Raw genomic sequence first — 21417 nt, 5'->3', positions numbered from 1 at the left:
GTCAGAAGATCCTCGGGTCGGTGAAGGCGCCGCCGGCGACCAGGTAGACGTAGAAATCGCACGCGGCGACGCTGATCAGCGAGGCCCACGCGAGCTGCATGTGGCGGGTGTTGAGCCGGCTCACCCACCCCCAGAGCCGGTAGCGCACCGGGTGCTTGGAGAAGTGCTTCAGACGGCCGCCCATGATGTGCCGGCAGGAGTGGCACGACAGGGTGTAGGCCCAGATCAGCACGATGTTGACCAGGAACAACAGTGTTCCGAGGCCCATGTGGCCCCACTCGTAACGGTCGTCGCGGAAGGTCAGCACGGTGTCGTAGGTGAGGATTCCGGCGACCGGCACCGCCGCGTAGAAGAAGTACCGGTGCACGTTCTGGAAGATGAGCGGGAAGCGGGTCTCACCGGTGTACGTCGCGTGCGGCTCGGCGACGGCGCAGGCGGGCGGCGAGGCCCAGAAGCCCCGGTAGTAGGCCTTGCGGTAGTAGTAGCAGGTCAGCCGGAAGCCGAGCGGGAAGATCAGGATCAGCAGGGCGGGGGACAGGCCCCACCAACTGCCGAAGAGGTCCGCGTTGGGGCCGCCGCGCATCGTCGCGCAGTTCTCCGCCAGGCAGGGGGAGTAGAAGGGCGAGACGTACGGGGCCGCGTAGTAGTCGGCGTTCGAGAAGGCCCGCCAGGTCGAGTAGACGATGAAGGCGAGCAGTCCCGCCGCGGTGCCGGCGGGCGACAGCCACCACCGGTCGGTCCGCAGATGTCGGGCGGCGATCGAAGCCCGGGAGGGCCCGTGGACCCCGCCGGTCCGCTGTCGGGATGGTTCCGTGCCTGTGGCCAAGGGGGACTCCGGGTGGAGTGATGAGGGAGTGGTCGTCGCCAGGGCGTGCGCCGGTGGTACGCGGGTGGTGCAGGACGCGCGTGCGGCGGGGAAAGCGCCGGGGGCGGTGCGATTCCGGGTCGGTCAGGGGGCGCGCCGGTCGCGGGCGCCGAGACCCTCGTCGTCGGTGTCCGTCCACAGCGTGCTGTCGTACGGCGCGTCCGGGATGGTCACCATCCGGGACGGGTCGGGGGTCGCGGGCCGGCGGCCCCCCGGATCCTGACGGCCCGCCGTGCGCTCCAGCCGCTCGACCTTGCGGGCGAGCTCGTCGAGATCGCGCCGTACGGCGGTCAAATCATCGTGCAGGGACATGACTTGCCCTCACTTCCGCGGGTGCGGTGGCCGTGCTCATGGGCGCCTGAGAGTGTCGCCCCTCCCGTCCCCGGTTGTGAAGGGACGTGCACCGATTGCGGGCGCGAGGGCCTGATCCGTGCGCCCCCGCACCCCGCCCCCGTCCCCCTCCCGGGGGGGACGCGCGTTCGCGGCGCCGGGGTGATTGGTCCGCACGGGTGGGGTTCGCGGCGTGGCGAGGGTGTGGTGCGGGAGACCCGGGGGGCCGTGGATTTCAGTGGGCCTCGGCACCCAGTGTGATCAGCTCCATATACCGCCGAACGTGATCAAGTCCCCCCTGCTCACGCACCCCCACGCCCCGCCCCGGAGGTACCACCCATGACCCAGAGAAGGCGCAGGTCCTTGGCGCTCCTGACCTCGGGAGTCCTCGCACTGCCGCTGCTCGCGGGATGCGGAGCGGGTGAGGACGACGGCGGCCCGGCCGCCGCGGGCCAGGACATCGCGACGACCGCCCGCGACCGGGTCGCCGACGGCGGTGTGCTCCGCTGGGCCGTGGACAACCTCCCGAACACCCTGAACACCTTCCAGGCCGACGCCGACGCCGCCACCGGCCGGATCGCCGGGGCGGTGCTGCCCCAACTGTTCGTCATGGATGCCAAGGGCCGGCCGGTGGTCAACCCGGACTACCTGGAGAAGGCCGAGGTCACGGAGCGCGAGCCCAAGCAGGTCGTGCTGTACAAGCTGAACCAGCAGGCGGTGTGGAGCGACGGCCGGGAGATCGGGGCCGCCGACTTCGTGGCCCAGTGGAGGGCCCTGAACGGCAAGGACTCGGCGTACTGGACCGCCCGCAACGCCGGCTACGAGCGCATCGAGAAGATCGAGCGGGGAAAGACCGACCTGGAGGTCAAGGTCACCTTCGCCAAGCCCTACGCCGACTGGCGCTCCCTCTTCAGCCCGCTCTACCCGAAGCAGGTCACGGGCACCCCCGAGGCCTTCAACGAGGGCGCCCGAAGCGCCCTCAAGGTGACCGCAGGACCCTTCAACCTCGGGGCCGTCGACAAGAACACCGGTACCGCGGCGCTCACCCGCAACGCCCGCTGGTGGGGTCGCCCCGCCAAGCTGGACACCCTGGTCCTCACCGCCGTGCCCCGCGCCGAGCGCCCGGCCGCCCTGGCCGCCGGCCGCCTCGACATGGCGGAGATCGACCGCGCCGGCGCCGACCGGATCGCCCTCGCCCTGCGCGACGGGGGCCGCGCCTCGGGCGCCAAGGGCGCGCACGGCCCGGGCACCTCCGTGACGGCCGCCCAGGCGACCCTGTCCTGGGCGGTGGCGTACGGGCAGGACGAGAGCAAGGCCGCCGCCGAACAGGAGACCCGCCGCAAGGACGCGGAGGCGGTGCGGAAGTACGCGGACGAGCAGGTGGCCCTGCGCACCTTCACGGTGCGCAAGTCGCTGGAGCCCGCCTACACGCAACTCGCGATGAACGGCGCCTCCGGCCCCCTCGCCGACGAGCGGGTCCGACGGGCCGTGGCCCGCGCCCTGGACCGCAAGGCGCTGGCCGAGATCGTGCTGAAGCCGCTCGGCCTGCCCGCGAAGCCGGTGGGCAGCCACCTGGCGCTCGCCGGGCAGCGCGCGTACGCCGACAACAGCGACGCGCTCGGCGGCCAGGACACCCGGGCCGCCCAGGCCCTGCTCGCCGACGCCGGATGGCGACAGGGCGGCAAGCTCACCGCGCCGCTGGGCACCAAGGCCGGCCCCGAGAGCGACGGGACGGCCCCCGGGCAGGACGACGGCAAGACCCCCTCGGGCCCGGGCACCGGCAACGACGGCCTCTACATCGTCGGCCAGGACGACGGGAAGGCCGGCGACGCCAAGGCGCCGGCGCGCGCGCCCGGCGACCACGAGGACGCCGACGGCGAGCACGAGGGGGACCTGCCCGAGGGCCGGCTGCCGGACGGCGAGATCGTCGACGCGGACGCCGCCGCCTCCGAGGCCCGTGAGGGGCGGCTCTCCCCGGTGCTGGCCCCGGCCCCGTTCGCGGCCGCGCAGGAGGAGACCCTGCTCGGCCAGGCGGAGGCGCAGGCCCGGGCCGAGGCGGAAGCCGGGACCGAGGACCGGGCGCAGGACGACGGGAAGCGCGGCCCGACCCTCGACGGCGAGCAGGGCGAGGACGACAAGGAGCCCGCCAAGGCCAGCCCGGCCCCGGCCAAGCAGGCCCACACCTCGGGCAGCGTGCTCGCCAAGGACGGCAAGCCGCTCACCCTCCGCTTCGTCCTTCCCTCCGGCCCCGGCTCGGAGTCCCTGCGGGCGGTCGGCGAGCGGATCTCGCAGATGCTGCGCAAGCTCGGCGTGAACACCGAGGTGACCAAGGTGGCGGACGAGAGTTTCTTCAAGGACCACATCGCCTCGGGCCAGTACGACCTGGCCCTCTACTCCTGGCCGGCGACGGCCTACCCGGCCACCGACGCCCGCCCCATCTTCGCCAAGCCGGAACCCGCCGCCGACGGGTCCCTCCTCGTCGAACAGAACTACACCCGGGTCGGCACGGACCACATCGACCAGCTCTTCGACCAGGCGGTCGGCGAACTGGACGAGGACCAGTCCCGCGAGCTGATGCGCAAGGCCGACGCCCGGATCTGGGCCGCGGCCGGCTCCGTCCCGCTGTACCAGCGCCCCGAGCTGGTGGCCGTCAAACCGAACCTGGTGAACGCGGGCGCCTTCGGCCTCGGCGCCCCCCGCTTCCAGGACATCGGCTGGAAGAAGGCCGCCCCGGCCAAGGGCGACGAGAAGAAGAAGTAGGACAGGGGGCGAAGAAGTGGTGACAAAGGGGGGTTCGCCAGGTTGACCCGCGGGTCACAAGCTCAGAAGTGACTCAAGTCCCTTGCCCGCCGGACACCCGGCGGGCAAGGTCGTCGATACCCGTTGACCCGAGTGAACACCCTGCAGAACACCTTGTGGACCTGCGTGAATCCCCAGTGGACACAGGCGTCGGGCGCGACCGAGATTCCCCACCCCACACTCGGTTCCGCTCAGTCGTCCGGCCTCTTGACAGACCCCCCGGCAGCCGGTTCCCGCCATCCGACGTACGATGGGGTAAGGCCGTGGCAGGTTTTCCGCCCGGTCGAGGCTCGCGTGCCGGACCGTACGCGCCGCCATCCACGATCCCGGGAGAAGCGCCGAAGTGCCCACGCGCCACGACATCCGTAACGTCGCCATCGTCGCCCACGTCGACCATGGCAAGACGACCATCGTCGATGCCATGCTCAAGCAGGCCGGTGCCTTCGCCGCCCACCAGCACCTCGACGACCGCATGATGGACTCGAACGACCTGGAGCGTGAGAAGGGCATCACGATCCTCGCCAAGAACACGGCGGTGAAGTACCACCCCAAGGACGGCGGGGCGCCCATCACGATCAACATCATCGACACCCCCGGCCACGCCGACTTCGGTGGCGAGGTCGAGCGTGGTCTGTCCATGGTGGACGCGGTCGTCCTGCTGGTGGACGCGTCGGAGGGCCCGCTGCCCCAGACCCGCTTCGTCCTGCGCAAGGCGCTGCAGGCGAAGATGCCGGTCATCCTCTGCATCAACAAGACGGACCGTCCGGACTCCCGGATCGACGAGGTCGTCAACGAGACGTACGACCTCTTCCTCGACCTGGACGCCGACGAGGAGCAGATCGAGTTCCCGATCGTCTACGCCTGTGGCCGTGACGGCGTCGCGTCGCTGACCAAGCCGGAGGACGGTACCGTCCCCGCGGACAGCGACAGCCTGGAGCCGTTCTTCTCCACCATCCTGGAGCACGTCCCCGCCCCGGTGTTCGACGAGGAGGCCCCCCTCCAGGCCCACGTCACCAACCTGGACGCCGACAACTTCCTCGGCCGCATCGCCCTGGTCCGCGTCGAGCAGGGTGAGCTCCGCAAGGGCCAGACCGTCGCGTGGATCAAGCGTGACGGCACCATCTCCAACGTCCGCATCACCGAGCTGATGATGACCGAGGCGCTCACCCGCAAGCCGGCCGAGGTGGCGGGCCCGGGCGACATCTGCGCGGTGGCCGGTTTCCCCGACATCATGATCGGCGAGACCCTGGCCGACCCGGAGAACCCGATCGCGCTCCCGCTGATCTCGGTCGACGAGCCGGCGATCTCCATGACCATCGGCACGAACACCTCCCCGATGGTCGGTCGCGGCGGCAGCGGCAAGGGCGCGGACGCCAAGTCCGCGGTCAAGGACCGCAAGGTCACCGCCCGCCAGGTCAAGGACCGCCTCGACCGCGAACTCATCGGCAACGTCTCGCTCCGCGTCCTCGACACCGAGCGCCCCGACGCCTGGGAGGTCCAGGGCCGCGGTGAGCTCGCGCTGGCCATCCTGGTCGAGCAGATGCGCCGCGAGGGCTTCGAGCTGACCATCGGCAAGCCGCAGGTCGTCACGCAGGAGATCGACGGCAAGGTGCACGAGCCGGTCGAGCGCATGACGGTCGACGTCCCCGAGGAGCACATGGGCGCGGTCACGCAGCTCATGGGCGTCCGCAAGGGCCGCATGGACAACATGTCGAACCACGGCTCCGGTTGGGTCCGCATGGAGTTCGTCGTCCCGTCGCGCGGCCTCATCGGCTTCCGTACGGAGTTCCTGACCGGCACGCGCGGCACCGGCATCGCCCACTCGATCCACGAGGGCCACGAGCCGTGGTTCGGCCAGCTGGTGACCCGCAACAACGGTTCCCTGGTCGCCGACCGCGCCGGCTCCGTGACGCCGTTCGCGATGATCAACCTCCAGGAGCGCGGTGTCCTGTTCACCGAGCCCGGCACCGAGGTGTACGAGGGCATGATCGTCGGTGAGAACTCGCGTTCCGACGACATGGACGTGAACATCACCAAGGAGAAGAAGCTCACCAACATGCGTGCGGCTTCCGCGGACAACACCGAGAACGTGGTGCCGCCCCGCAAGCTCTCCCTGGAGCAGTCCCTGGAGTTCTGCCGCGACGACGAGTGCGTCGAGGTGACCCCGGAGGCCGTCCGCATCCGCAAGGTCGTCCTGGACCAGAAGGACCGCTCGCGCACCGCTTCGCGCGCCAAGTCCGGCAAGTAGGCACGTAGCCACGGCGCTTGTCGGCTGCCGCCCGCGGCCGGCCGAAACCCGTCCTGTGGCACGGCCCCGCCCCTCACGGATCATCGTGAGGGGCGGGGCCGTTCGCATGTGTCAACCGGATTGTTTCGTTCTGCTGTCCGGATACCGACCGTGACACTCCGGATGATGAGCTAACCGTCCGTTTCGCACGTGTCTGTCTCCTATCCGTTTGTCCGGATTTCGGGTTTTCGCCATGCGGTGATGTTGTGAAAACGAGACCACTTAAGTGTGGTTTACGGTCTGGCAGTCCCCGAGGATGGCTCCATTGAGCTCGGGTCAATGGGTCACACGCTGTGGGGAGCGTCGACTCACGAGCACACACGATGGGACCGGATTTCGCTGTCAGGGGTGTCAGCGAGCCGGGTCCTTCACGAATCGACAGTGACTCCTGAGGAGGCAATTACCCATGCGCGGAGCAACGAGCGCCAAGTGGGTCGCGGGTGCCGTCATCGTGGCGATGGCTGCCACGGCTTGCAGCACCAGCAAGGACAACGCAGGCGAGGGTGGCGGCAACATCACCGTGCAGCTTGGTGAGCCGCAGCACGGCCTGATCGGTCAGAACACCGCCGAGTCCGAAGGTGCCGAGGTTCTCAACGCGCTCTTCACCGGTCTGGTCAAGTACGACAACAAGACCAACGAGCCGAAGCTCGCGGTCGCCGAGTCCATCGAGACCACGGACTCGAAGACCTGGACGATCAAGATCAAGGACGGCTACACCTTCCACAACGGCGAGAAGGTCGACGCCCAGTCGTTCGTCCGCGCCTGGAACTGGGGTGCCAACCAGGACAACGCCGCCGAGGGCCTGCCGTTCTTCTCGAAGATCGACGGTTCCGACGAGCTGGCCCCGGGCAAGGACAAGAAGCCCACCGCCAAGGAGCTCAAGGGCCTCAAGGTCGTCAGCGAGAACACCTTCACCGTCACGCTGAAGGAGTCCTTCTCCCAGTTCAAGACGATGCTGGGCTACAACGCCTTCTACCCGCTGCCGAAGGCGTTCGAGGCCGACCCGAAGAAGTTCGGCGAGGCCCCCATCGGCAACGGTGCCTTCCAGATGGACGGCGTCTGGGACCACAACAAGCAGATCAAGGTCAAGCGGTACGACAAGTACCCGGCCGAGGGTCGCGCCAAGCTGGCCGGCGTCACCTTCAAGATCTACGACAACCTGGACACGGCGTACAACGACCTGCGCGCCGACAACATCCAGATCCTCGACAAGCTCCCCATCTCGGCGATGGCCACCGTCTCCCAGGAGTTCGGCGAGCGCTACATCTACAAGCCCGAGTCCGGTGTCGGCTACGTCGGCCTGCCGCTCGAGCAGAACCCCGAGACCTTCGGCAAGCTGGAGATCCGCCAGGCGATCTCCATGGCCATCGACCGGGACGCCATCGGCAAGAGCATCTTCAACGGCACCCGCAAGCCGGCCGACGACTTCATCAGCCCGATCGTCCCCGGCTACCGCAAGGGCGCGCTCGGCGAGTTCGGCACGTACAACCCGGCCAAGGCGAAGGAGATCTTCGAGAAGGCCGGCGGCATCCCGGGCAACAAGATGGAGCTCGGCTACAACGCCGACGGCGGCCACAAGGAGTGGATCGAGGCCGTCGCGAACCAGCTGAAGCAGAACCTCGGCATCGAGGTCACCGCCAAGCCGTACGCCAAGTTCGGCGACATGCTGGACGACCTGGGCGCCTCGAAGTACAAGGGCGCGTTCCGCATGGCGTGGTCCATGGACTACCCGGCGGCCGAGAACTACCTCCGTCCGATCTTCTCGAAGGTCGCGATCGAGAACGGCTCCAACTACGGCCACTACAAGAACGACGAGTTCGAGGCCGTCATGAAGCAGGCGGACGAGGCGAAGGACCCCGCGGAGGGTCTGAAGCTGTACCAGAAGGCCGATGACATCATCATCCGCGACCTTCCGTACATCCCCGTCTTCACGTACATGTCTTCTTCGGCCTACTCCAAGTCCGTGAAGAACGTCGAGGTCGACGCCCAGGGCCGCATGGACCTGGCGAACGTCGAACTCAACTGACACCCCTCTTCACCAAGGGGACCGCGGGGGCGGGCAGGCGGAATCAGGTTTCCGCCCGCCCGCCCTTTCCCCCTGCTCTTCCGTTGGAGGTCTGATGGGCCGCTACCTCATCCGCCGACTCATACAGGCGATCCCTGTACTGCTCGGTGCCACGTTCCTCATTTACTACCTCGCCTTCAGCCTGCCCGGCGACCCCGTTTCGGCGCTGGCCGGCGACAAGAAGGCCGACCCCACCGTCGCGGCCATGCTGCGGGCGAAGTACAACCTGGACGATCCGTTCCTGCTCCAGTACTGGCACTACATCACCAACCTGTTCCAGGGGAACTTCGGTGAGACCCTGCAGGGTCGTCAGGTCATCGACCTGATCACCGAGGCGTTCCCGTACACGGTCAACCTGGCCGTCGTCGCCTTCGTCATCGAAGCCCTCGTCGGCATCACCGCCGGTGTCATGTCGGCCCTGCGCCGCGGCAAGTTCATCGACCAGCTGGTGCTGATCACCACGCTGCTCGTGATCTCGATCCCGGTCTTCGTCTTCGGTTTCGTGCTTCAGCTCGTCCTCGGCGTCGAGTTGAAGGAAGCCTGGGGAGTCGACTTCTTCCCCGTCTCCTTCAACGAGAACGACGGTCTCCGCGCCTATCTCCTGCCCGGGTTCGTGCTCGCCACGACCTCCCTGGCGTACGTGGCCCGACTGACCCGTACCAGCCTCATGGAGACCATGCGCGCGGACTACGTCCGCACCGCCACGGCCAAGGGCCTGCCCCGCCGCCGCGTCGTCGTGCGTCACGCGCTGCGCAACGCGCTGATCCCGATCATCACCTTCCTCGGTGCGGACCTCGGCTCCCTCATGGGTGGCGCGGTCATCACCGAGAGGATCTTCAACATTCACGGTATCGGCGGCACGCTGGCGATGTACGTCTGGCAGAAGCAGGGCGTGGTGGTGGTGGGCATCGTCACCATCCTGGTTCTCGTCTACATGCTCGCCAACCTGATCGTGGACCTGCTGTACGCCGTGCTCGACCCGAGGATCCGTTATGCGTGACACAACCACGGTGGGGGACGAGTTGACCGAGACCCAGACCGTCGGCGCCCCTTCCACCGACGTCAAGAGCCCCAAGGAGGGCGGGAAGCGGAAGAAGAAGGAGCGCGAGGCCAGTCTCTGGTCGGACGCGTTCTACGACCTCCGCCGCAACCCCGTCTTCCTCATCGGCGGCGCGCTGGTGCTGTTCATGGCAGTGGTCTCGCTGCTGCCGGGCATCTTCACCGGCGTCGACGCCTACGCGGCCTGCAACCTGCGCGACTCGATGATGAAGCCCAGCGGCGACCACATCTTCGGGACCGACGTGCAGGGTTGTGACGTCTACGCGAAGACCGTCTACGCGGCCAGCAACTCGATCATCGTCGGCATCGCCACGACCGCCATGGTGGTCCTGGTCGGCGTCACGTCGGGTCTGCTCGCGGGCTGGTTCGGCGGCTTCGTCGACACCGTGCTCTCCCGCTTCGCCGAGATCTTCTTCGCCATCCCGCTGATGCTCGGTGGCATGCTGATCATGTCGGGCCTCGGCAAGGGCAACGCCTGGACCGTCTCGTTGGTCCTCGCGACCCTCGGTTGGCCGCAGATCTTCCGCATCATGCGGTCGTCGGTGCTGGCCAACAAGCACAACGACTACGTGATGGCGGCCCGCGCCCTCGGCGCCGGCACCTGGCGCATCACGCTCCGGCACATCCTGCCGAACGCCATCGCCCCCGTCATCGTGGTCGGCGCGATCAGCCTGGGTGTGTACATCTCCGCCGAGGCTGCCCTGTCCTACCTGGGTGTCGGCGTCCAGGCGCCGGAGATCTCGTGGGGTCTGATGGTGAGCGACGCCCAGGCGCGCTTCCTCCAGGCTCCTTACATGCTGCTGTTCCCGGCCGCAGCGCTGAGCATCACCGTGCTCGCGTTCATCATGGTCGGCGACGCGGTGCGCGACGCCCTCGACCCGAAGCTGCGCTGAGGAAGGGCGTACGTTGACCATCATCGACAAGACCTCGAACGTCCCCGCGCCGCGATCGGCGCCGGAGGGCACTCCCCTTCTCGAAGTGCGCGACCTGCACGTCGAGTTCCACACCCGCGACGGTGTCGCCAAGGCCGTGAACGGCGTCTCGTACTCCGTGAACGCGGGCGAGACCCTCGCCGTCCTCGGCGAGTCCGGCTCCGGCAAGTCCGTGACGGCGCAGGCCATCATGGGCATCCTGGACATGCCCCCGGGCAAGATCCCGCACGGCGAGATCCTGTTCCAGGGCACCGACCTGCTGAAGCTGCCCGCCGAGGAGTTCCGCAAGGTCCGCGGCCAGAAGATCGCCATGATCTTCCAGGACGCGCTGTCCTCGCTGAACCCGGTGCACACCGTCGGCGCCCAGCTCGGCGAGATGTTCCGCGTCCACCGCGGGATGTCCAAGAAGGACGCCACGGCCAAGGCCGTCGAGCTCATGGACCGGGTCAAGATCCCCGCCGCCAAGGCGCGCGTGGGCGACTACCCGCACCAGTTCTCCGGCGGTATGCGCCAGCGCATCATGATCGCCATGGCGATGGCCCTGGAGCCCGACCTGATCATCGCCGACGAGCCCACCACGGCTCTCGACGTGACGGTCCAGGCCCAGGTCATGGACCTGCTCGCGGAACTCCAGCGCGAGATGAACATGGGCCTCATCCTGATCACCCACGACCTCGGCGTCGTCGCCGACGTCGCGGACAAGATCGCCGTCATGTACGGCGGTCGGATCGTCGAGAACGCCCCGGTCCACGAGATCTACAAGCGTCCGGCGCACCCGTACACCCGCGGCCTGCTGGACTCGATCCCGCGCCTGGACCAGAAGGGCCAGGAGCTCTACGCGATCAAGGGCCTCCCGCCCAACCTGCTGAACATCCCCTCGGGCTGCGCGTTCAACCCGCGCTGCCCCAAGGCGCAGGACATCTGCCGCACCGACGTACCGACCCTGCAGCAGGTGACCGAGCAGGACGGCGCCGTGCTGCCCGGCCGCGGCAGCGCGTGCCACTTCTGGAAGGAGCAGATCCATGGCTGAGCTCACGAAGAACGCCCCCGAGCGCGAGCCGATCCTCCAGGTGCGCAACCTGGTCAAGCACTTCCCGCTGACCCAGGGAATCCTGTTCAAGAAGCAGGTCGGAGCGGTCAAGGCCGTGGACGGGGTCTCCTTCGACCTCTACCGCGGCGAGACCCTCGGCATCGTCGGCGAGTCCGGCTGTGGCAAGTCCACCGTCGCCAAGCTCCTGATGAACCTGGAGAAGGCCACCGCGGGCGAGGTCTTCTACAAGGGCCAGGACATCACCAAGCTGTCCGGGCGCGCCCTGAAGGCCGTCCGGCGCAACATCCAGATGGTGTTCCAGGACCCGTACACCTCGCTGAACCCGCGCATGACGGTCGGCGACATCATCGGGGAGCCCTTCGACATCCACCCCGAGGTGGCCCCGAAGGGCGACCGGCGCCGCAAGGTCCAGGACCTGCTGGACGTCGTGGGCCTCAACCCGGAGTACATCAACCGCTACCCGCACCAGTTCTCCGGCGGTCAGCGCCAGCGCATCGGCATCGCCCGCGGCCTCGCGCTCAACCCGGAGATCATCATCTGCGACGAGCCGGTCTCCGCGCTCGACGTGTCGGTGCAGGCGCAGGTCATCAACCTGATGGAGAAGCTCCAGGACGAGTTCAACCTGTCCTACCTCTTCATCGCGCACGACCTGTCGATCGTCCGGCACATCTCGGACCGCGTGGGCGTCATGTACCTCGGCAAGATGGCCGAGATCGGCAGCGACGGCGAGATCTACGAGCACCCGACGCACCCCTACACCCAGGCGCTGCTGTCGGCCGTCCCGGTCCCCGACCCGGACGCCCGCGAGGGTCGCGAGCGCATCATCCTCACCGGTGACGTCCCGTCCCCGGCCAACCCGCCGTCGGGCTGCCGCTTCCGCACCCGCTGCTGGAAGGCCCAGGACAAGTGCGCCACCGAGGAGCCGCTGCTGGCGATCCCGGAGCGCTTCAAGGGCCTGGACACCCTGGCCGCGCACGAGTCGGCGTGCCACTTCGCGGAGGAGAAGGCCGTCCTGGCCGTCTGATCTCCCCCGGGACGCACCTCTGTTCAGGGCGCCCGGTACCGGATCCTTCCGGTACCGGGCGCCCTGACGTGTGGCGGGTACGGAAGTCGGTTGCCTTCGGGGCCCGCCGCCACCGAGAGTGGGCCGATGACCGACATGCTGACCGTCCGACCCGCCGGGCCCGGGGACGCGTCCGACATCTGCGCACTGCTCAACGCCGTCGACGTCATCGAGATCGGCAGACCGGAAACGGACCTCGGCACGGTCAAGGCCGACCTGCACCACCCCGGCGTCGACCTGGCGAGGGACTCCTGGCTCGCCTTCCGGGCCGGCCGGCTCGTCGCGTACGCGCTGGTCTGGGCCGACGCCGGACCGGGTCGGGTCGACGGCGACCACTACGTGCTGCCCGGCGACCCCGAGGCCGCCGTACGACTCCTGGAGCTGATGGAGGTCCGGGCCCGCAGGATGGCCGGCGCGACCCGCGCCGCCGCACTGCGACTCCAGCTCAACGTGAAACCCACCCTCGACACGGGCCTCCTGACCCGCCGCGGCTACCGTTCCGTGCGCCGGTACCAGGTGATGACCCGCCGGCTCGACGCCGCCCGCGAACGACCGCCGCGGCCCCCCGACGGGCTGACACTGCGTCACTGCGCCGCCGACGAGGCCGACCCCCGTCGGGCCCACGCCCTGGTCGAGGAGACGTTCGCGGCGCACTACGGGCACGTGGAGCGCGCGTACGAACCCTGGCTCGACCACCTCGACGCCCGTCGGCTCGACTGGTCCCTGGTCTGGATCGCCGCCCTGCCCGCCCGGGGCGACGTGGCCGTCCTGCTCACCCGGGACGACCGCATCAGCATGGGCTGGATCAGCCACATCGGCGTGCGCGGGGACGTTCGCGGCCGCGGCATCGGCGGATTCCTGCTGCGCCACGCCTTCGCCGCCTACGCGGAACGCGGCCGGGACACCGTGGGGCTGGGCGTGGACACCCACAACGAGAGCGGTGCGCTTGCGCTCTACGAGGCGCACGGAATGGGCCTGCACTACGCCGTGGACACATGGGAGCTGCCTTTGCACTCGCAGGGGTGACAGGCGGGTGACGCGAGGGTGCAATCGGTCCAACCGGAGGTGTATGGGACCCCTCATAGGGTGACATTGGCCCCTAAGTGAGACTTGGGATCCCTAGGAGGCACTCCATGCGCGGAGCCACCCACGCCAAGTGGGCCGCATGTGCGGTGGCCGTCGCCCTCGCGGCGACGGCCTGCGGCGGCGGCGGAAGCGACGGTGGCGGAGGCGAATCGGGGATCGTCAGCTCCTCGTGGGGTGACCCGCAGAACCCGCTGGAACCCGCCAACACGAACGAGGTGCAGGGCGGCAAGGTCCTCGACATGATCTTCCGGGGCCTCAAGCGCTACGACCCGAAGACCGGCGCGGCCGTCAACATGGTCGCGGAAAAGGTCGACACGACGGACAGTCAGAACTTCACGATCACGCTGAAGGACGGCTGGAAGTTCAGCAACGACGAGCCGGTCACCGCGCAGTCCTTCGTCGACGCCTGGAACTACGGGGCCGACGTGCGCAACAAGCAGAACAACTCGCCGTTCTTCTCCGACATCGTCGGCTACGAGAACCTGCACCCGGCCTCCGGCGAGCCCAAGGCCAAGACGATGTCCGGACTCGTCGTCAAGGACGCCAAGACCTTCACGGTCGCCCTGAAGTCGAAGTTCTCCACCTGGCCCGAGACCCTCGGCTACCAGGCGTTCTCCCCGCTGCCCAAGGCCTTCTTCACCGACCACGCCGGCTGGCTCTCCAAGCCGATCGGCAACGGCCCCTACACGGTGGACTCGTACACCAAGGGCACCGCGATGAACCTGCGCAAGTGGGACGGGTACACCGGTGAGGACAAGGCCCAGAACGGCGGGGTGGACCTGCGGGTCTACACCGACAACAACACCGCCTACACGGACCTGATCTCCGGAAACCTCGACCTCGTCGACGACATCCCGGCGCAGCAACTGAAGAACGTCGCCAACGACCTCGGCGACCGGTACATCAACCAGCCCGCCCTGATCATCCAGACCCTCACCTTCCCGCTGTACGACCCGCAGTGGGGCAAGGAGGGCATGGAGAAGGTCCGCCGGGGCATCTCGATGGCGATCAACCGCGACGAGATCACCAAGCAGATCTTCCGCGACACCCGCACCCCCGCCAAGGACTGGACCTCGCCGGCCCTCGGCAAGGACGGCGGCTTCAACGCCACCCTCTGCGGCGACGCCTGCGTCTTCAACCCCACCGAGGCCAAGAAGCTCATCCAGGAGGCCGGCGGCCTGCCCGGCGGCAAGATGACGCTCACCTCCAACGTGGACACCGGTTCGCACCGCGACTGGATGGACGCCGTCTGCAACAGCGTCAACAACGCCCTCGGCGAGGGCCCGGTCTGCACGGTCAACCCGGTCGGCACCTTCGCGGACTTCCGCAACCAGCAGAGCGCCTTCAAGCTCACCGGCCCCTTCCGCTCGGGCTGGCAGGCCGACTACCCGCTCATCCAGAACTTCCTGCAGCCGCTGTACTACACCGGCGCCTCCTCCAACTACGGGAAGTTCTCCAACCCCGAGTTCGACAAGCTCGTCGACCAGGCCAACCAGGAGAGCGACAGGGCGAAGGCCACGGCCACCTTCCAGGACGCCGAGAAGATCCTCGCCGAGCAGATGCCCGCCATCCCGCTCTGGTACCAGAACGGCAGCGCCGGCCACTCCGAGCGGATCTCCGACGTGGCCCTCAACCAGTTCAGCGTCCCGGTCTACAACGCGATCAAGGTCAGCTGACCCCCACACGGATCCCGCGCCCTCCGGCACCCTCCCGGTTCCGGAGGGCCCACCGACACCCCGGAGCACTCCTTGGGACGCTACGTGATCCGGCGGCTGCTCCAGATGATCCCCGTGTTCATCGGCAGCACGTTCCTGATCTTCTTCATGGTGTACGCGCTGGGCGACCCGGTCGCCGCCCTCTTCGGCGACAAGGCGCCCGACCCCGCCACCGCCGCACGCATCCGCAAGGACCTCTACCTCGACCAGCCCCTGTGGAAGCAGTACCTGCACTACATGGGGCAGATCTTCCAGGGCGACTTCGGCACCGCCTTCAACGGGCAACCGGTCACCGAACTGATGGCGTCGGCCTTCCCCGTGACCCTGCGCCTGACCCTGGTCGCCATCGTCATCGAGGTCATCGTCGGGATCACCCTCGGCGTGATCAGCGGCCTGCGCCGGGGCCGGAGCGTCGACACCACCGTGCTGGTGCTCACCCTCGTCGTGATCTCGGTGCCCACCTTCGTGACGGGGTACCTGCTCCAGTTCCTCTTCGGCGTCAAATGGGGCTGGGTCCGGCCCACCGTCTCCGGGGAGGTCGCCTTCGGGGAGCTGATCCTGCCCGGCATCGTGCTCGCGCTGGTCTCCCTCGCGTACGTCACCCGGCTCTCGCGCACCTCCATCGCGGAGAACGTCAAGGCCGACTACGTCCGCACCGCCGTCGCCAAGGGACTGCCGCGCCGCCGGGTCATCACCCGGCACCTGCTGCGCAACTCGCTGATCCCGGTGGTCACCTTCATCGGCACCGACATCGGCGCCCTCATGGGCGGCGCCATCGTCACCGAGCGGATCTTCAACATCCACGGCGTCGGCTACCAGCTCTACCAGGGCATCCTGCGCAACAACTCCCCGACGGTGGTCGGCTTCGTGACCATCCTCGTCATCGTCTTCCTCCTGGCGAACCTGCTCGTCGACCTGCTCTACGCGGTCCTGGACCCGAGGATCCGCTATGCCTGAGCCGGAGCACCCCGCCTACGACCCGCTGCAACCCGGAGAGGGGGAGGTCATCGCCCCGACCGGACAGGGCGGACCCATGGATCTCGCGCTGGAGGAGGCCGAGAGCCTGGAGAAGCCACTCGGCGACACACCCTCCGGCCCGGGGGAGAAGGCCCGTTCCCTGTGGTCCGACGCCTGGTATCAACTGCGTCGCAACCCCGTCTTCATCGTCTCCTCGCTGCTGATCCTGTTCCTCGTGGTCATCTCCATCTGGCCGCAGCTCATCGCGAGCGGCGACCCGCTGCACTGCGAGCTGTCGAAGTCCCAACAGGGCGCCTCGCCCGGCCACCCCTTCGGCTACGACACCCAGGGCTGCGACGTCTACACCCGCACCGTCTACGGCGCCCGCGCCTCCATCACGGTCGGCATCTGCGCCACCCTCGGCGCCGCCCTGCTCGGTTCCCTGCTCGGCGGTCTCGCCGGATTCTTCGGCGGATGGGGCGACTCGTTGCTCTCCCGGGTCGCGGACATCTTCTTCGGCATCCCGGTCGTCCTCGGCGGCCTGGTCTTCCTGTCCGTGGTCACCAGCACCACCGTCTGGCCCGTGGTCGGCTTCATCGTGCTGCTCGGCTGGCCGCAGATCGCCCGCATCGCCCGCGGCTCGGTGATCACCGCCAAACAGAACGACTACGTCCAGGCCGCCCGCGCCCTCGGCGCCGGCAACGGCCGGATGATGCTGCGCCACGTGGCGCCCAACGCCGTCGCGCCCGTCATCGTCGTCGCCACCATCGCCCTGGGCACCTACATCGCCTTGGAGGCCACCCTGTCGTTCCTCGGCGTGGGCCTGCGCCCGCCGACGGTCTCCTGGGGGATCGACATCTCCAACGCCGCCTCCCAGATCCGCAACGCCCCGCACATGCTGCTCTATCCGGCCGGCGCGCTGAGCATCACCGTGCTCGCCTTCATCATGCTCGGCGACGCGGTGCGCGACGCCCTCGACCCCAAGCTGCGCTGAGGAGTGGGCACCATGCTGCTCGAAGTCCGCGACCTCCACGTGGAGTTCCACACGAGGGACGGAATCGCCAAAGCCGTCAACGGCGTCAGCTACTCGGTCGACGAGGGCGAGACCCTCGCCGTGCTCGGCGAGTCCGGCTCCGGCAAGTCCGTCACCGCCCAGGCCGTCATGGGCATCCTGGACATGCCGCCGGGCAGGATCCCGCACGGCGAGATCCTGTTCAAGGGCAAGGACCTCCTGAAGGCCAAGGAGGAGGAACGCCGCAGGATCCGCGGCGCCCAGATGGCCATGATCTTCCAGGACGCCCTGTCCTCCCTGAACCCCGTCCTCAGCGTGGGCGCGCAGCTCGGCGAGATGTACGAGGTCCACCGAGGGATGTCCCGCAAGGACGCCAAGGCCAGGGCGATCGAGCTGATGGACCGGGTGCGGATCCCCGCCGCCAGGCAGCGGGTGGGGGACTACCCGCACCAGTTCTCCGGCGGCATGCGCCAACGCATCATGATCGCGATGGCGCTGGCCCTCGAACCCTCCCTGATCATCGCCGACGAGCCGACCACCGCCCTCGACGTCACCGTCCAGGCCCAGGTCATGGACCTGCTCGCCGAGCTCCAGCGCGAGCTGAACATGGGCCTCATCCTGATCACCCACGACCTCGGCGTCGTCGCCGACGTCGCCGACAAGATCGCCGTGATGTACGCGGGCCGGATCGTCGAGGCGGCCCCCGTGCACGAGATCTACAAGCGTCCGGCGCACCCGTACACCCGCGGCCTGCTGGACTCGATCCCGCGCCTGGACCAGAAGGGGCACGAGCTCTACGCGATCAAGGGCCTGCCGCCCAACCTGCTCGCCATCCCGCCCGGTTGCGCCTTCAACCCCCGCTGCCCGATGGCCCGGCCGGTCTGCCGGGCCGAGGTTCCGCCGCTCGCCGACGTCGCCCCGGACCGCACCAGCGCGTGCTTCTTCTGGAAGGAGTGCATCGGTGCCTGAAGCCATCCTGGAAGTGCGGGACCTGGTCAAGCACTACCCGCTGACCCGCGGCGTCCTCTTCAAGAAGCGGATCGGCGCCGTCAAGGCCGTCGACGGCGTGTCCTTCGGCCTCGCCCCCGGCGAGACCCTCGGCATCGTCGGCGAGTCCGGCTGCGGCAAGTCCACCGTCGCGAAGATGCTGGTCAACCTGGAACGCCCGACCTCCGGGGCCATCTCGTACAAGGGCGAGGACATCACCAAACTGTCCGGGCGCGCCCTGAAGGCCGTCCGGCGCAACATCCAGATGGTGTTCCAGGACCCGTACACCTCGCTGAACCCGCGCATGACGGTCGGCGACATCATCGGGGAGCCCTTCGACATCCACCCCGAGGTGGCCCCCAAGGGGGACCGGCGCCGCAAGGTCCAGGACCTGCTGGACGTCGTCGGCCTCAACCCCGAGTACATCAACCGCTACCCGCACCAGTTCTCCGGCGGTCAGCGCCAACGCATCGGCATCGCCCGCGGCCTGGCCCTGCGCCCCGAGGTCATCGTCGCCGACGAACCGGTCTCCGCGCTCGACGTCTCCGTCCAGGCGCAGGTGGTCAACCTGCTGGCCCGGCTCCAGGACGAGTTCGAGCTGTCCTACGTGTTCATCGCGCACGACCTCTCGATCGTCCGGCACATCTCCGACCGGGTGGGCGTGATGTACCTGGGCCGGATCGTCGAGATCGGCAGCGACATCCAGATCTACGACCACCCCACCCACCCCTACACCCAGGCGCTGCTCTCGGCCGTGCCCGTTCCCGACCCCGACGCCCGCGCCCACCGGGACCGGATCATCCTCACCGGCGACGTCCCGTCCCCGGCCGATCCGCCGTCGGGCTGCCACTTCCGCACCCGCTGCTGGAAAGCCCGGGAGCGGTGCGCGGTGGAGGTGCCGCTGCTCGCCGTCCCGCAGGTCTTCCCCTCGGGCCCGGCGGCGCATCCGTCGGCCTGCCACTTCGCGGCCGAGAAGCGGGTGGTCCCGGGGCCGGGCGAACTCTCGCCGCCACCGGACCCGCCGCCCTCCGGCCCACCGGCCCCGGAGCCGCCGTCAGCCGGTCCGTCACCCGGAGGCCCGCCGTCCAAGGAGTAGCCGCCGGGCCGCCGGCAGCACGGGGGCTCACACCCGGCGATCATTTCCAGCCACCCCCGAATATGCGGAGAGCCTGGCCCAGGGTGACGACAACTCGGTTTACCTGGTGGCAACTTGACCGTTTCTGGCCCGAGATGTGAACCGGGCAGCCTGGGCCGGGTGCGGCCGTGCGGGTGCCGACAGCCGGCCGGGCAGGCGTACGGCCTCCCCGGCCGGCCTCCCCCGTGACCCTGTGCATGCACGGCGTGCGCCCCTTGTGCTGCCGGAATTCGATCGATGCGCTGGTACGGATAGTTATGATCCGTAGCGCACGGTGGGTATGAGTCCGCCGAGCACGAATACGCGTACCGATGTCCGCTCGACGTGGAGGTGAAACGCCGTGGCACTCTCGATCTCGGCCGTGGTGCTGCTGGCGATCGTCGTCTTCCTGCTGGTTCGGAGGTCGGGACTGAAGGCAGGACACGCCGTCGTGTGTGTGCTGCTCGGCTTCTATCTGGCGAGTTCGACCATCGCGCCGACGCTCAGCCAGCTGACGTCCAACGTGGCCAGCATGATCAGTGGCCTCAAGTTCTAGGACTCAGCTCGTAGGCTGACCCCATGAACGGTCTTCCCGCTCGTCGTCTGCTCCTCGTGCACGCGCACCCGGACGACGAGTCCATCAACAACGGCGTCACCATGGCCAAGTACGCGGCCGAGGGCGCCCACGTCGCGTTGGTGACCTGCACGCTGGGCGAGGAGGGCGAGGTCATCCCGCCCGACCTCGCCCATCTCGCGGCCGACCGCGACGACACCCTCGGCCCCCATCGCATCGGCGAGCTCGCCGCGGCCATGGCGGAACTGGGCGTCACCGACCACCGGTTCCTCGGCGGTCCCGGTCGCTTCCGCGACTCCGGGATGATGGGCGCCGAACAGAACCACCGCCCCGGCGCCTTCTGGGCCGCCGACGTGGACGAGGCCGCCGCGCACCTCGTCGAGGTCATCCGGGAGCTGCGTCCGCAGGTCCTCGTGACCTACGACCCCGACGGCGGCTACGGACACCCCGACCACATCCAGGCCCACCGCGTCGCCACGCGCGCGGCGGAACTCGCCGCGGAGGGCGCGTACCGACGCGATCTCGGCGCGCCGCACACGATCGGGAAGATCTACTGGAACCGGGTGCCGCGCTCGGTGGTCGAGGAGGGCTTCGCCCGACTGCGCGCCGCCGGCGGCAAGGCGCCCTTCCCGGGGCTCGCCGCACCGGACGACGTGCCCGGGGTCGTCGCCGACGAGCGCGTCACCGCCGAGATCGGCGACGGGGCCGACGGCGAGGCGTTCGTCGCGGCCAAGGCCGCCGCGATGCGCGCGCACGCCACCCAGATCGCCGTGGACGGGCCCTTCTTCGCCCTGTCGAACGACCTGGCCCAGCCGCTCTTCGCCCGCGAGTACTACGAACTCGTCGTCGGTGAGCCGGGGGCCCCGGCCGGCGAACGCGAGCGGGACCTCTTCGCGGGGGTGTCGGCATGACCACCACCTGGACCCCCGGCCGGATCGCCGCCCTGCTCGGCCTGCTCGTCGCCGGCGCGGTGGCCGGCGCGGCGGGCTGGCTCGTCGTGGGCCTGTGGTTCCCGGGCGGACTGCTGCTCGCGCTGGCGGCGCTCTTCGGCGTGTTCCTCGCGGGCCGGATCGCCACCGGGACCGGCATCGGCGTGGGCGCCGCGGCGATCGGCTGGTTCCTGGCCTACGTACTCCTCAGCCTGCCGCGCCCCGAAGGGGACTTCCTGCTCGGTTCGTCCGGAATCGGCATGTACGCATACCTTTTGGGCGGGACCGTGATCGCTGTGATCTGTGCCACGATGCGCGGCCCGGTCGACCGGCCGGTTTCGGCCGCGAAGCCCCGCCCGTGACGTGTCGTTGAGCACGGACGGAATCCGATCGGGGACGGCTTGCGGGGGTTTGACGGATCGTTGAGTACGCTCTCGGAGCGGGTGAAGGGGAATCCCCGATTCCCGGCGAACAGTTGCGCCCGGGCGACGGCCAGTATGGTGGACGGGCCGCCGAGCTGCCCGCGCACGGTATGACGGGCGGCGGAGCCAACCGGGAGAACCTGCCTTGAGCCGTGAAACCGACAGTCCGT

The 21417-nt window shown here is 68.9% G+C and carries 18 protein-coding genes; 16 read left to right on the top strand and 2 right to left on the bottom strand.

Annotated elements, in window-relative coordinates; genetic code table 11:
• Position 1: 1 nt before the first annotated feature.
• Complete coding sequence (locus ACFYW3_RS10760; RefSeq protein ID WP_389386083.1) at positions 2–826, bottom strand: hypothetical protein; 825 nt, start codon at positions 824–826, stop codon at positions 2–4.
• Between the two features lie 123 nt (positions 827–949).
• Positions 950–1177: a hypothetical protein gene (locus ACFYW3_RS10755; protein ID WP_351756221.1), complete on the bottom strand. Its 228-nt coding sequence runs from the start codon at positions 1175–1177 to the stop codon at positions 950–952.
• Positions 1178–1534: 357 nt separating this feature from the next.
• On the opposite strand from ACFYW3_RS10755, the gene ACFYW3_RS10750 reads away from it, so the two are divergent.
• The 16 genes from ACFYW3_RS10750 to ACFYW3_RS10675 all read left to right on the top strand — a co-directional run bounded on the left by ACFYW3_RS10750 (position 1535) and on the right by ACFYW3_RS10675 (position 21187).
• Positions 1535–3955 carry an ABC transporter family substrate-binding protein gene (locus tag ACFYW3_RS10750; RefSeq protein ID WP_389386082.1) on the top strand — a complete coding sequence of 807 codons (2421 nt, stop codon included), beginning with the start codon at positions 1535–1537 and terminating at the stop codon, positions 3953–3955.
• Positions 3956–4337: 382 nt separating this feature from the next.
• Entirely contained in the window at positions 4338–6242 is a 1905-nt protein-coding gene (gene typA, locus ACFYW3_RS10745; RefSeq protein WP_267826854.1) for a translational GTPase TypA, read from the top strand.
• Between the two features lie 445 nt (positions 6243–6687).
• The gene (locus ACFYW3_RS10740) at positions 6688–8307 is read left to right on the top strand and encodes an ABC transporter substrate-binding protein (protein WP_351756216.1); all 1620 of its coding nucleotides are present in this window, start codon (positions 6688–6690) and stop codon (positions 8305–8307) included.
• 94 nt (positions 8308–8401) lie between these two features.
• Positions 8402–9346, top strand: coding sequence for an ABC transporter permease (locus tag ACFYW3_RS10735; RefSeq protein ID WP_351756214.1), 945 nt, complete (start codon positions 8402–8404; stop codon positions 9344–9346).
• Positions 9339–10298 (top strand): ABC transporter permease, encoded by a 960-nt coding sequence (locus ACFYW3_RS10730; RefSeq protein WP_351756212.1) that lies wholly within the window; start codon positions 9339–9341, stop codon positions 10296–10298. The genes ACFYW3_RS10735 and ACFYW3_RS10730 overlap by 8 nt, the downstream gene beginning before the upstream one ends.
• 13 nt (positions 10299–10311) lie before the next feature.
• Complete coding sequence (locus ACFYW3_RS10725) at positions 10312–11367, top strand: ABC transporter ATP-binding protein (protein ID WP_053677086.1); 1056 nt, start codon at positions 10312–10314, stop codon at positions 11365–11367.
• Positions 11360–12412, top strand: coding sequence for a dipeptide ABC transporter ATP-binding protein (locus tag ACFYW3_RS10720; protein ID WP_351756209.1), 1053 nt, complete (start codon positions 11360–11362; stop codon positions 12410–12412). Before ACFYW3_RS10725 ends, ACFYW3_RS10720 begins: the two co-directional genes overlap by 8 nt.
• 126 nt (positions 12413–12538) lie before the next feature.
• Positions 12539–13477, top strand: a complete 939-nt coding sequence (locus tag ACFYW3_RS10715; protein WP_389386081.1) for a GNAT family N-acetyltransferase — start codon at positions 12539–12541, stop codon at positions 13475–13477.
• A 107-nt stretch (positions 13478–13584) separates the two neighbouring features.
• Positions 13585–15213 (top strand): ABC transporter substrate-binding protein, encoded by a 1629-nt coding sequence (locus ACFYW3_RS10710; RefSeq protein WP_351756204.1) that lies wholly within the window; start codon positions 13585–13587, stop codon positions 15211–15213.
• A gap of 72 nt (positions 15214–15285) precedes the next feature.
• Complete coding sequence (locus tag ACFYW3_RS10705) at positions 15286–16209, top strand: ABC transporter permease (RefSeq protein ID WP_351378195.1); 924 nt, start codon at positions 15286–15288, stop codon at positions 16207–16209.
• A complete protein-coding gene (locus ACFYW3_RS10700; RefSeq protein ID WP_389386080.1) occupies positions 16202–17203 on the top strand; it encodes an ABC transporter permease in 1002 nt (333 codons plus the stop codon). The genes ACFYW3_RS10705 and ACFYW3_RS10700 overlap by 8 nt, the downstream gene beginning before the upstream one ends.
• 12 nt (positions 17204–17215) lie before the next feature.
• A complete protein-coding gene (locus tag ACFYW3_RS10695) occupies positions 17216–18190 on the top strand; it encodes an ABC transporter ATP-binding protein (protein WP_389386079.1) in 975 nt (324 codons plus the stop codon).
• Positions 18183–19304: an ABC transporter ATP-binding protein gene (locus ACFYW3_RS10690; protein ID WP_389386078.1), complete on the top strand. Its 1122-nt coding sequence runs from the start codon at positions 18183–18185 to the stop codon at positions 19302–19304. The genes ACFYW3_RS10695 and ACFYW3_RS10690 overlap by 8 nt, the downstream gene beginning before the upstream one ends.
• Positions 19305–19683: 379 nt before the next feature.
• Positions 19684–19878 (top strand): hypothetical protein, encoded by a 195-nt coding sequence (locus ACFYW3_RS10685; protein WP_053677094.1) that lies wholly within the window; start codon positions 19684–19686, stop codon positions 19876–19878.
• 23 nt (positions 19879–19901) lie between these two features.
• The gene (mshB, locus tag ACFYW3_RS10680; RefSeq protein WP_389386077.1) at positions 19902–20807 is read left to right on the top strand and encodes an N-acetyl-1-D-myo-inositol-2-amino-2-deoxy-alpha-D-glucopyranoside deacetylase; all 906 of its coding nucleotides are present in this window, start codon (positions 19902–19904) and stop codon (positions 20805–20807) included.
• Entirely contained in the window at positions 20804–21187 is a 384-nt protein-coding gene (locus ACFYW3_RS10675) for a DUF6113 family protein (RefSeq protein WP_384621691.1), read from the top strand. Before mshB ends, ACFYW3_RS10675 begins: the two co-directional genes overlap by 4 nt.
• Positions 21188–21417: the final 230 nt, after the last annotated feature.

It is taken from the genome of Streptomyces sp. NPDC002602 (assembly GCF_042889445.1).
GTDB lineage: Bacteria > Actinomycetota > Actinomycetes > Streptomycetales > Streptomycetaceae > Streptomyces.
The sequence above is the reverse complement of the archived record's forward strand: the minus strand, read 5'-3'. Positions and strand labels throughout refer to the sequence as shown.